An 11,782-nucleotide genomic window follows, 5' to 3' on the forward strand; every position below is an offset into this window, starting at 1 on the left:
TCCTCCGCCAATATCACCGCCCGAACCATCCATCACGCAAAGACACTAGCATGTAAAATCTTGCTAGGTTATGATGCGCTCTTTGTTAAAGCCCGTTTCATAACCGTTTGCCGCCGCGCAAGCTTTTGGAGAACCCAACCATGAATGCAGTAGTGATTGCCGTTGCCGTGATGCTGATTTTATCGCTGGCGCGCGTACACGTTGTTCTCAGTCTGGTTATCGGCGCCTTTATCGGCGGCCTGACTGCCGGCCTGCCGCTGGCCGACATATCCGACGCCGCAGGAAACGTCTTAACCAAAGGCGTGATGACGCACTTTCAAGACGGCTTGGCCGGCGGCGCTAAAATCGCCCTGTCTTACGCCATGCTGGGGGCTTTCGCCATGGCCATCACTCATTCCGGCCTGCCACAGCAGCTGGCGGGCGCGGTTGTGCGCAAACTTGACGGCAGGCAGGCTACCGGCAGTGCCAGCACCATCAAATGGGCTTTGCTGGGTGCCATTCTGGTAATGGGTATCCTCAGTCAAAACGTCATCCCCATTCACATCGCCTTTATCCCGATGATTATTCCGCCGCTGCTTTTGGTATTCAACCGCCTGCAAATCGACCGCCGCCTGCTGGCCTGCGTTATGACTTTCGGCTTGGTAACCACTTATATGTTTTTACCCTACGGCTTCGGCGCGATTTTCCTGAACAAAATCTTGCTGACCAACATCGAAGCGTCCGGCATGAGCGTGAAAGGCGTCAACGTTATGGAGGCGATGGCCATCCCGGCCTTGGGCATGGTCGCCGGCCTGTTGATTGCCTTTTTCAGCTATCGCAAGCCGCGAATCTATGAAAACAAACAAATCGACATAGAAAGCAACCAACAGGCAGCGGTTCAACCTCAACCGTCTTCTTACCGCAGCGCGGTGGCGGCAATCGCCATTTTGGTGTGCTTTGCCATTCAGTTGAAATACAACGACGCTTTGCTTCTGGGCGCGATGGTCGGCTTTTCTGTATTTATGGCATTAGGGGTTGTACGTCGCGGCGAGGCCAACGATGTATTTGGCGCCGGTATTAAAATGATGGCGATGGTCGGCTTTATTATGATTGCCGCGCAAGGCTTTGCCGCCGTTATGAACGCTACGGGAGAAATCAAGCCGCTGGTGGATGCCGGCGCGGCCATGTTTGCCGGCAGCAAATCGATGGCGGCATTAGCCATGCTATTTATCGGTTTGCTGGTTACCATGGGCATTGGTTCTTCCTTTTCCACGCTTCCCATCATTACCGCCATTTATGTGCCTTTGTGCATGGCTCTGGGCTTCTCGCCGCTGGCAACCGTTGCCATCATCGGCACCGCCGGTGCGCTGGGTGATGCCGGTTCCCCCGCTTCAGATTCCACCCTTGGCCCGACCATGGGCTTAAACACCGACGGGCAGCACGATCACATGCGCGATTCCGTTATCCCCACCTTCCTTCATTACAATATCCCCTTGCTGATCGCCGGCTGGATTGCCGCCATGGTGCTTTGAAATGACAGAAACGGAAACGCTGGAAAACCGCATTATCGAATTGGAAATTCAAACGGCCTTGCAAGAAGATTTGCTGCAAAGCCTGAACGACACCGTCGCCCGCATGCAGCAAACGCTTGATTTGCAACAAGCCCAACTGCGCCTGCTTTATTCCCGCCTGCAAGACAAAGGGGGAAACGAAAAGCCTTACGGCCCGGCCGATGAAGTTCCGCCGCACTATTAATGCAATTAAAATGCCTGTCTGAAACAATCAGACAGGCATTTTCAAATAGAAGCACTCAATCGCCTTGGGCAAAAAAGGGTAAGCACATGTGAACATAACCGCCGGCAGGTAAAAAGAGGTATAAGCGGTTGCCCTCATTAACCGGAATCCCATATGATGCTCGCCATATCTGCAAACCACCCAAAAAAGGAAGCCCTACACGCTTCCTTTCATTTTCAGATATAGACACACAAAGAAAGGATTTCTCCTATGAAAAAATCATCTAAAGCCGTGGCATTAACCGGCATTCTTGCGCTTTTTTCCAGCAGCGCCTTTGCTGCCGCACCCATTCCCCATGAAATCTACAACCCGACCGACGCCCAAGTCGTCAAAGCCGAACATTCCAACGGCGGCGAATTCGAAGCCGAATTCCTCCTGAAAAGCAAGCACACCAGCGTCAAAAGTCTGGCACGCCAAGTGCGCCAACATGCCAAACGCCAAGGATTCCATGAAATCGAATCTTCGGTTGAAAACAACGACGCCGATTTAAAATTCAAGCGGAAAGATCAGGAACTAGACGTTTCCATCGAACGCAAAGACCACGGCATCATCGAATACAAAGCCGATCTGGACTTAGACAAAAACTAACTTCCCCGAAATTTCAGTAATATCAATAACAAATATCAGCATAACCCAAAGCCTGTCTGAAAATCCCAAACACCAAACAATTTTTCAGACAGGCATTTCAACGTGAAGGTTTGACGCGATGTATACCGTCCAACGCATTTACGATTTCCATATCCTTCCCGCCGAAACCTGCGCCGTTTTCATCGACCGGCTCTATCCGCGCGGTCTCGCCAAAGCCAGAATGCAGCATGTAATTTGGCTTAAAGACATCGCCCCCTCTGCCGAATTACGCCGCTGGTACCATACCGCGCCCGCAGAAAGATACCAAGCCTTCGCCGCCCGCTATCTCAACGAACTAGTAGAGCGGCCGGCAACCGTACAAGCCTTGGCCGAATTGCACAACTTGGCAGAGCAACACCACGAAATACGCCTGCTCTCCGCAGTAAAAAACCCGCAGCAATCCCATGTTGCCGTGCTGCTGAACTATTTGGGCGAGCCATTCCGAACGGCCGACCCCTATGCCACATCGGAAAACGGCCACATTTAAACGCACCAACCCTATCCGCTCCGACGCCCGTTTGCCGATTGGTGTACAATCCGCATTCCCCCGTTTAACCCCGATGTTCCCATGTCGCGCCCCTTTTCCGCCCCGTTTATCCGCCGTCTCTCACACCACCTGCACCGCGGCGGCCTGATTGCCTACCCAACCGAATCCTGCTACGGTTTGGGCTGCCTTCCTCGCAACACCCGGGCGTTAAACAAACTGATTCGTTTGAAAAAACGGCCGCAGCACAAAGGCATGATTATCATCGGCGATCATTTACCTCGCCTGCTGCCGCTACTCAAAAGCCTGTCTGAAAACCAGCGGCAAAGCCTGGCTGCCGCATGGCCCGCACCGCTTACCTATCTGTTGCCGGCTTCGCCCAAAACACCGCCGCTGTTGCGCGGACAAAGGCGCAAGAAACTGGCCGTGCGCGTTCCCGCCCACAGCGGCGCCCGCGCCTTATGCCGCGCCCTACGCACACCGCTGGTTTCCACTTCCTGCAATCAAACCGGCCAACGTCCGTGCAAGACAGAACGCGAAGTACGGCGCCGGTTCGGCAAACAGGTCGAAATCATCGGCGGGCGCTGCGGCGGCGCAAAAGCACCCAGCCGCATTATTGATTGGGAAAGCGGCCTGCGCCTGCGCTGATATTCCACTGCATGCTAAGTTTAATTTTTCAGACAGGCATTGTGGCTTTTATTTCGCAAACGAAACAAGGCAGTAAACATACATTAATGTATCGCAAACGTATCTAACCAGAAGCCACAACCTGAAACATTGCTACATAAAAACAAAGCCATTAAAATACAAATATTTGAAGAAGAAAATATACCAAAGAGATGACACAGCCCTTTATCGAGATGAAAGACGTCGCCTTCTCCTACGGCGAGCGGCCCATCCTGAGCAATGTGAATTTCCACATTGAGCGGGGTACTTTTGCCGCCATCATGGGCGGCTCCGGCAGCGGCAAAACCACACTAATGCGCTTGATTACCGGCCAGCTTCATCCGCAAAAAGGGAAAGTGTTGGTCGAAGGGAGAGATTTGGCCGCCCTGTCTTCCGCCGAATTATACGAACACCGCCGCCGCATGGGCGTATTGTTTCAGCACGGCGCGCTGTTTACCGATTTATCCGTGTTCGACAACATCGCCTTTCCGATGCGCGAACTAACCGATCTGCCCGAAGCAGTTATCCGCGACTTAGTGGTTTTGAAACTGAATGCCGTCGGCCTGCGCGGAGTAGAAAAACAAATGCCGTCCGAATTATCCGGCGGCATGGCGCGGCGGGTAGCCTTGGCGCGCACCATCGCGCTCGATCCTGAATTGATGTTGTATGACGAGCCGTTTACCGGCCTCGACCCGATTTCGCTGGGCGTCATCGCCCACTTAATCAGCCGCATCAATTCGGCCTTGCGCTCCACCAGCATTATGGTTACCCACGATATCGAGCAATCGCTCGCCATTGTAAACCAAGTGATTTTTCTGGCGCACGGCGAAGTCATGTTCTCCGGCACGCCGGAAGCGATGCGCGCCACCGATTCACCTTGGGTACAACAATTTATCGGCGGCAAACCCAACGGCCCGGTAGCATTCCGCTACCCCGCGCCTACTACATTGCAACAGGATTTACTCGGCAGCTAAACCTGCCGCCCGGCAACGGCCCAAACTTTTTCAGACAGGCATCCTGCCTAAGAATGCCTGTCTGAAAACCTGCAAACCATTGATAAAACCGTATGAGCTTTTTCTCTTTCCTCGGCGCGAAAGTTTTAAACTTTCTCCAAACACTCGGCAGCCAAGTTCTGTTTTTCTTCAGAATTCTCGGCGCCTCCGGCACGGCATTGCTCCGCCCTCGCCTCAGTTTGCGCCAAATTTATTTCGCCGGCGTACTCTCCATGCTGATTGTGGCCGTATCCGGCTTATTTGTCGGCATGGTACTCGGCTTGCAGGGTTACACCCAGTTGGCCAAGTTCAAATCGGCCGACATCCTCGGCTATATGGTGGCCGCTTCGCTGCTGCGCGAGCTCGGCCCCGTATTGGCCGCGATTCTGTTTGCCAGCAGTGCAGGCGGCGCGATGACCAGCGAAATCGGCCTGATGAAAACCACCGAGCAGCTTGAAGCAATGAACGTCATGGCCGTCAATCCGGTAGCGCGCGTCGTTGCCCCGCGCTTCTGGGCCGGCGTGATTTCCATGCCGCTTCTGGCCTCTATTTTCAACGTCGCAGGTGTTTACGGCGCCTTCATTGTCGGCGTGCAGTGGCTGGGATTAGACAACGGCATTTTCTGGTCGCAAATGCAAAACAACATTAGCTTCGGCTATGATGTACTCAACGGCCTGATTAAATCGGCCTTTTTCGGCGTAGCCGTTACCCTGATTGCCGTCTACCAAGGCTTCCACTGCGAGCCGACTTCAGAAGGCATTCTACGCGCCAGCACGCGCACCGTCGTTTCATCCGCGTTGACCGTTCTGGCTATTGATTTTATCTTAACCGCCTTTATGTTTACTGGGTAAACCATGAAAAGAAGCACCTTAGAACTCTGGGTCGGCCTGTTTGCCGCCATCGGCATCGCCGCCATCGCCTTTTTATCCTTCCGCGTTGCCGGCGGCGGCTCGCTGACCAGCTCCGGCGCGCAAACCTATACCGTATACGCCGATTTCTCCGATATCGGCGGCCTGAAAGTCAAAGCGCCAATCAAAGCTTCCGGGGTACTGGTCGGCCGCGTAGGCAATATTCAGCTTGACCCCAAAACCTACCAAGCCAAAGTAACGCTGGATTTAGACAAACAATACCAGTTCAGCAGCGATGTCAGCGCCCAAATCCTGACATCGGGCTTACTAGGCGAACAATACATAGGCCTATCCCAAGGCGGCGACACCGACAACCTCGCCCCGGGCGACACCATTACCCTAACCAGCTCCGCCATGGTGCTGGAAAACCTGATTGGCAAATTTATGACCAGTTTTGCCGAAAAAAACGCCCAATCCTCACCGGAAAATACGGCGGCAAGCAGCACCAAATAAACATTTCCACTACCCGAACCATCCACAATAAGGAATACCGCACATGAAACAATCCGCCTTCATTTCCGCCATCAGCATCGGCGTAATGAGCATCAGCATGGCTTTCGCCTCGCCGCAACAGGCCGTCAGCCAGATTAAAACCAATTCAGAGCAAATGCTGAACATTCTTGCAAAAGCCAACGGCAGCAACAACGCCGCCGTGCGCCAGCAGGCAGAAGCTTATGCCATGCCTTATTTCGATTTCCAACGGATGACCGCGCTGGCCATCGGCAACCCTTGGCGCAGCGCCACGCCCGAGCAACAACAAGCGCTGACCGACGAATTCAAAAAACTGCTGATTCGCACCTACTCAGGCACCATGCTGCAATACAAAAACGCCCAAGTAAACGTGTTATCCAACCCTACGGTGAATAAAGGCGGCAAAGAAGTCGTCGTACGCGCCCAAATCACTCCGTCGGGCGGCAAAACCGTCAATATGGATTTCACCACCTACCAAAGCGGCGGCAAATATCGCGCTTATAACGTGACCATTGAAGGCGCCAGCTTGGTAACCGTTTACCGCGGCCAATTCGGCGAAACCATCAAAGCCAAAGGCATTGATGGTCTGATTGCCGACTTGAAAGCCAAAAACAACAGATAACCATGAAAACCGAAATTCGCGAAAGCGTATTGCTGTTAAGCGGCGAAGTGCGGGTAACCACCGTTACCAATGCCGCTTACCGGCAATTCAGACAGGCATGTGAAAACCCGCAGGTTAACACCATCGATTTATCCGGCGTTACCCGAGCCGACTCCGCCTGCCTCTCCCTTTTACTTGCCGCCGTACGCCGCAAGGAAGGCCAGCCGGCCATCCGCAGCATTCCGCCGTCTGTAGCGGCATTAGCCGAACTTTACGACATTCAAGAATGGATACGCGCATGATTGCACACCGCACCGCTCTTATCATCGCCCTTCTTTCCCTCAGCACGCCCGCTTTGGCCGAACGCAACCCGCAAGACCCTTATGAAGGCTACAACCGCTTTATGTTCAAAGTGAACGACAAAGCCGACCGTTACTTCATGGTGCCGGTTGCCAAAGGCTACCGCGCCGTAACACCGGCGCCCGTGCGTACCGGCGTAAGCAACTTTTTCAACAATCTGCGCGACGTCGTCAGCTTCGGCAGCAACGTACTGCGTCTCGACATCAAACGTGCCAGCGAAGATTTGGTGCGAGTCGGCATCAACACCACCTTCGGCATCGGCGGCCTGATTGACATTGCCGATGCAGGCGGCGTACCCAATAATAAAAGCACGCTGGGCGACACCTTCGCCTCATGGGGTTGGAAAAACAGCCATTATTTCGTCTATCCGCTTACCGGCCCTAGCACCGTGCGCGACGCATTAGGCAGCACCATCACTGCCGCCGCCCTACCGGTCGACAACTACATTTTTAAAGGAACCGGCGCCCGTATCAGCGAAAAAGCACTCAACTCCGTCAGCCGGCGCGAGCAATACCTCGACCTGACTGCCAGCCTGGATGAAGCTGCTATTGATAAATATGCCGCCATGCGCGACGTCTATATGAGCGTACGTGCCCGCCAGCTCGGCGTTACGCCTCAACAATCCGGCGAAGACATCGACATCGACGACCTCGTTACCGACGATGCAACAACCCCGGCAGTACCGGCCGCCGCGCCTGAGCCGGAAGCAGAAACCATTCGTTTGAATGATGGCGAAACCATCCGCAGTAGCGATTACAAACCAATTCAGTAATTAAAAAAAGCCTGTCTGAAAACCGTAGGTTTGCATAATCCACAGTTTTCAGACAGGCTTTCTTGATTACCTTTATTTCCCCAACGCTAACACAAACACCCCCGCCGCAATCATCCCGATACCCAGCCATTCCTGCATGCTCGGCCGCTCTTTTAAAAACAACACCGCCATCAGCGCCACCAAAACCATACTGAATTTATCCACCGGCGCCACTTTCGACGCCTCGCCGATTTGCAAAGCCTTAAAATAAGCCAGCCAAGAAGCCCCCGTTGCCAAGCCCGACAAAATCAGAAACGTCCAGTTTTTTCCGCTGAAACCGCCCACATTCTGCCATTTTCCCGTATAAGTCAGAAAAAGGGCTAATGCCGCAATAATAACCAACGTGCGGATAAACGTCGCAAAATCCGAATCAACCCCTTGCAACCCCATTTTTGCAAAAATCGCGGTCAGCGCAGCAAAAAAAGCCGACGCAAGCGCCCAATAAAACCAAGTTCCGCCCATCATATAGCCTCTCCTCATACAAGCATTTCCACCAGCAAATCAGCCGCCCAAAAGATTACACCGTCTTTACGAAGCCAATCCAATCAAGGCTATAATAATACTTTCCCCGTCTACATGGAAACAGGAGTTATCATGAGCCAAAAAACCGATGCCGAAATCGCGCGCGCAGCCGCCATCCAACCAATTCAAAACATTGCCGCCAAGCTTGGCCTCTCGTCCGACATGCTCGAGCAATACGGCAAATACAAAGCCAAAATCAACCCCGCCGAAGCCTTCACCCTTCCCCGCAAACAAGGCCGCCTGATTTTAGTAACTGCCATCAACCCCACACCCGCCGGCGAAGGCAAAACCACCGTAACCATCGGCCTTGCCGATGCCCTCAACCAAATCGGCAAGCAAGCCGTTGTTGCCCTGCGCGAGCCTTCGTTAGGGCCGGTATTCGGCATCAAAGGCGGAGCAGCCGGCGGCGGTTACGCCCAAGTGCTGCCGATGGAAGACATCAATCTGCATTTCACCGGCGATTTTCATGCCATCGGCGCCGCCAACAACCTGCTGGCCGCCTTGCTCGACAACCATATCTACCAAGGCAACGAACTGTCCATCGACCCCAAACGCGTCTTATGGCACCGCGCCGTCGATATGAACGACCGCCAACTACGCAACATCATCGGCGGCATGGGTAAGCCTACCGACGGCGTCATCCGCCCCGACGGTTTCGATATTACCGTTGCATCGGAAGTGATGGCTATATTCTGTCTCGCCAAAGATTTAGCCGATCTGAAAGCGCGCCTAGGAAACATTCTGGTCGCCTACACCTATCAAGGCAACCCCGTATACGCCCGCGATTTAAAAGCCCAAGGCGCCATGGCCGCACTCTTGAAAGACGCTATCAAGCCCAATCTGGTTCAAACCATCGAAGGCACGCCGGCCTTCATACATGGCGGCCCCTTTGCCAATATCGCGCACGGCTGCAATTCCGTTACCGCCACCCGTCTCGCCGCCCATCTGGGCGATTATGCCGTAACCGAAGCAGGATTCGGTGCCGATTTAGGTGCAGAAAAATTTTGTGACATCAAATGCCGTCTGGCCGGATTAAAACCCGATGCCGCCGTGATCGTCGCTACCGTGCGCGCCCTCAAATACAACGGCGGCTCAGAACGCAACGCTTTAGCGCAAGAAAATCTGCAAGCCCTGCAACAAGGCCTGCCCAATTTATTGAAACACATTGATAACATGAAAAACGTCTTCGGCCTGCCAGTTGTGGTTACACTCAACCGCTTCGCAACCGACACCGATGTAGAGTTGTCTCTGATTCAGCGAGCCTGTGCAGAACGCGGCGTAGAAATCGCCTTAACCGAAGTATGGGAAAAAGGAGGAGCTGGTGGCAAAGACTTGGCGGAAAAAGTAGTCGCCGCCATTGAACAGCAACCCAATCGCTTCAGCTTTGCCTATGATGAGAAAGACAGCATTCCGGCCAAAATCCGAGCCATCGCACAAAAAATCTACGGCGCGGAAAACGTCGATTTCAGCGCCGAAGCCCTAGCCGAAATTGCTTCATTAGAAAAAATCGGCCTCGACCAAATGCCTGTCTGCATGGCGAAAACCCAATATTCCCTCAGCGACAACGCCAAACTGCTCGGCCACCCCAAAGGTTTCAACATCACCGTACGCGGCATCACCCTATCCGCCGGCGCCGGCTTTATCGTCGCCCTCTGCGGCAACATGATGAAAATGCCCGGCCTGCCCAAAACACCCGCAGCAGAAAAAATTGATGTAGATGATAAAGGTGTGATCAGCGGATTGTTTTGATTAAACACACAATTATCAAAATGCCCGTCTGAAAATATATTCAGACAGGCATTTTCATCAAATCAATAAAAATCAGAATTACCATAATAACTAATTTAAGCTTAATAAAGGATTACTGCAAGCAGACGAAATCAAAGTGCTATCTAAATCCGAACCGCACTCCCATGCCCCCGTGTCCAAGGAATAACGCATGCTGATTTTTTTACCTTTAATCTTATCGTTAATTCCCGAATCTTTAAACGTAACCAACAATAAACACCGCTTCGTGGCATCATCAGATGAAACGGCAATATTATCAACATAGTGCCCCGTTTTCACTTCGCTAACAAACCACGGTGCCGTGCTACTACATTGACCAACACCTCCCGTTGACACCGCTTCTACCAACGGGGTTTTCAAACCCTTCAGCAACGATTGCCCTTCCGTTACCTGTCCTCGCGCAGTGTAGTTACCATACATTGGTAATGCTAAAGCGGCCAAAATGCCAACTAAAGCAACTACTATCATCAATTCAACGATAGTAAAACCCCTATGAGAGAAATAAGACATTAAGGACTCCCTATTAATATTTTTATAATAAAAGCCCACTAAAACAGCGGGCTTTATCTTTTAATATCTTTCAAGAAAGATAAAAAACTCATTAATTTTATTAAACCTTAATTATTATGCTTTCTTGCGGCATGAAGCAGGGGCAACGTTATTGTCCAAAGTAGTATCACAATCCCAAGTACCTTTAGCTGGGGTAAAAGTCATAGTGATAGTTTGAGTAGCAACTTTGTCGTTCACACCGGCAGTAGCAGCTTTAAATTTTGCAGTTAAAGCGCAAGTTGCAGCATCGCCAGTACCATCAGCTTTTGGAGTAATAGTATCAACATATTTACCTGTTTGCACAGAGCTTTTGTACCAAGCTGCATCTGTTGAACACGCACCAGCATTACTACTAGAAGAAATCGCCTCAATCAAAGGTGTTTTCATACCGCCAATCAGATCATAACCTTCGGTAGCTTGTGCGCGGGCAGTATAATCGCCATACATCGGCAAAGCAATCGCAGCCAGAATACCGATAATCGCAACCACAATCATCAACTCGATCAGTGTAAAACCTTTTTGTACAGCTTTCATATTTTCAAACTCCATATTAATTTAAGTAGTAAAATTATATCCCGCAATGTATTTGGTATATTTATTTCAAACCATAATAAAGAAGGGAACTTCATCAATTGCAACGTATTTTTTCAAATTCGCCGCAGACATAAACTATTTAGCAATAGGCATGCCAAAACTTAAAAAAATATTCATAAAAATATAACAAAATGTTTTTTAAATAAAATTTAAGATTAAACTTAATAAAGCATGAATAGCTAAGCAATACCCTATTTAAACAAGGTGCCGTATTTTGTCAATCAATGAAGAATTTTTACATTTCTTGACTGACATTTTTTGTCAATCCATACAAGGCACTTTACTGAACCGCCAATTTAATACCAAACAGAATCCTAAATTCTATTTTTCGGTTCATCAAGCCGGACAGCAGGATATTCGATCATATTATTTTATGCCTTACGATACCGCCAGTTTCAATCAAACCCAGAAACAGGCCTCTAAGCCACCGTTTCTATCAGACTTACGAATTTGAAATGGCTTTTTACTCAAAACTCAGCTGAACGCTCAAAGCCTCATCAACTTTAAATGATAAACAATTATTTAGCCCATTGCGCATCCAACAAACGGTATTAAATCGTTTCGGTATCCTATTGCAACCGGAACCGAACTGGTTATGAAAGATTCCTTAGCTGAATAGGATTCGAATGCCCGAAC

At 51.0% G+C, this 11,782-nt stretch carries 15 protein-coding genes; 12 read left to right on the forward strand and 3 right to left on the reverse strand.

Translation table 11 applies throughout. The features are described 5' to 3' along the window. Nucleotides 1–140 precede the first annotated feature (140 nt). The 11 genes from Q4A84_RS09520 (at nucleotide 141) to Q4A84_RS09570 (ending at nucleotide 7,654) form a co-directional block, all read left to right on the forward strand. Entirely contained in the window at nucleotides 141–1,511 is a 1,371-nt protein-coding gene (locus Q4A84_RS09520; RefSeq protein WP_303088693.1) for a Na+/H+ antiporter family protein, read from the forward strand. 1 nt (nucleotide 1,512) lies between these two features. Further along, the gene (locus Q4A84_RS09525; RefSeq protein WP_303088694.1) at nucleotides 1,513–1,734 is read left to right on the forward strand and encodes a SlyX family protein; all 222 of its coding nucleotides are present in this window, start codon (nucleotides 1,513–1,515) and stop codon (nucleotides 1,732–1,734) included. A gap of 249 nt (nucleotides 1,735–1,983) precedes the next feature. Next, nucleotides 1,984–2,361: a hypothetical protein gene (locus Q4A84_RS09530; protein ID WP_303088695.1), complete on the forward strand. Its 378-nt coding sequence runs from the start codon at nucleotides 1,984–1,986 to the stop codon at nucleotides 2,359–2,361. 118 nt (nucleotides 2,362–2,479) lie between these two features. Next, on the forward strand, nucleotides 2,480–2,887 hold the full coding sequence (locus Q4A84_RS09535; protein WP_303088696.1) for a DUF488 domain-containing protein: 408 nt from the start codon (nucleotides 2,480–2,482) through the stop codon (nucleotides 2,885–2,887). Nucleotides 2,888–2,968: 81 nt separating this feature from the next. Continuing rightward, nucleotides 2,969–3,532, forward strand: coding sequence for an L-threonylcarbamoyladenylate synthase (locus tag Q4A84_RS09540; protein ID WP_303088697.1), 564 nt, complete (start codon nucleotides 2,969–2,971; stop codon nucleotides 3,530–3,532). A 191-nt stretch (nucleotides 3,533–3,723) separates the two neighbouring features. Beyond that, entirely contained in the window at nucleotides 3,724–4,524 is an 801-nt protein-coding gene (locus Q4A84_RS09545) for an ABC transporter ATP-binding protein (RefSeq protein WP_303088698.1), read from the forward strand. Between the two features lie 92 nt (nucleotides 4,525–4,616). Then, on the forward strand, nucleotides 4,617–5,393 hold the full coding sequence (mlaE, locus tag Q4A84_RS09550; RefSeq protein ID WP_303088699.1) for a lipid asymmetry maintenance ABC transporter permease subunit MlaE: 777 nt from the start codon (nucleotides 4,617–4,619) through the stop codon (nucleotides 5,391–5,393). A 3-nt stretch (nucleotides 5,394–5,396) separates the two neighbouring features. Beyond that, complete coding sequence (gene mlaD / locus Q4A84_RS09555; RefSeq protein WP_303088700.1) at nucleotides 5,397–5,903, forward strand: outer membrane lipid asymmetry maintenance protein MlaD; 507 nt, start codon at nucleotides 5,397–5,399, stop codon at nucleotides 5,901–5,903. 43 nt (nucleotides 5,904–5,946) lie between these two features. Next, a complete protein-coding gene (locus Q4A84_RS09560) occupies nucleotides 5,947–6,543 on the forward strand; it encodes a phospholipid-binding protein MlaC (protein ID WP_303088701.1) in 597 nt (198 codons plus the stop codon). A gap of 2 nt (nucleotides 6,544–6,545) precedes the next feature. Continuing rightward, nucleotides 6,546–6,824, forward strand: coding sequence for a lipid asymmetry maintenance protein MlaB (locus Q4A84_RS09565; protein ID WP_303088702.1), 279 nt, complete (start codon nucleotides 6,546–6,548; stop codon nucleotides 6,822–6,824). Continuing rightward, a complete protein-coding gene (locus Q4A84_RS09570; protein WP_303088708.1) occupies nucleotides 6,824–7,654 on the forward strand; it encodes a VacJ family lipoprotein in 831 nt (276 codons plus the stop codon). Before Q4A84_RS09565 ends, Q4A84_RS09570 begins: the two co-directional genes overlap by 1 nt. Before the next feature lie 72 nt (nucleotides 7,655–7,726). Here Q4A84_RS09570 and Q4A84_RS09575 read toward each other — a convergent pair whose 3' ends face one another. Continuing rightward, nucleotides 7,727–8,158, reverse strand: a complete 432-nt coding sequence (locus Q4A84_RS09575) for an EamA family transporter (RefSeq protein WP_303088709.1) — start codon at nucleotides 8,156–8,158, stop codon at nucleotides 7,727–7,729. A gap of 129 nt (nucleotides 8,159–8,287) precedes the next feature. On the opposite strand from Q4A84_RS09575, the gene Q4A84_RS09580 reads away from it, so the two are divergent. Beyond that, a complete protein-coding gene (locus Q4A84_RS09580; RefSeq protein WP_303088703.1) occupies nucleotides 8,288–9,964 on the forward strand; it encodes a formate--tetrahydrofolate ligase in 1,677 nt (558 codons plus the stop codon). A 90-nt stretch (nucleotides 9,965–10,054) separates the two neighbouring features. On the opposite strand, the gene Q4A84_RS09585 is transcribed toward Q4A84_RS09580, so the two are convergent. Together Q4A84_RS09585 and Q4A84_RS09590 are read right to left on the reverse strand one after the other, a co-directional pair. After that, entirely contained in the window at nucleotides 10,055–10,513 is a 459-nt protein-coding gene (locus Q4A84_RS09585) for a pilin (protein WP_303088704.1), read from the reverse strand. Between the two features lie 114 nt (nucleotides 10,514–10,627). Further along, nucleotides 10,628–11,086: a pilin gene (locus Q4A84_RS09590; protein WP_303088705.1), complete on the reverse strand. Its 459-nt coding sequence runs from the start codon at nucleotides 11,084–11,086 to the stop codon at nucleotides 10,628–10,630. Between the last annotated feature and the right edge of the window lie 696 nt (nucleotides 11,087–11,782).

Source organism: Neisseria sp., from assembly GCF_030527965.1.
Lineage (GTDB): Bacteria > Pseudomonadota > Gammaproteobacteria > Burkholderiales > Neisseriaceae > Neisseria.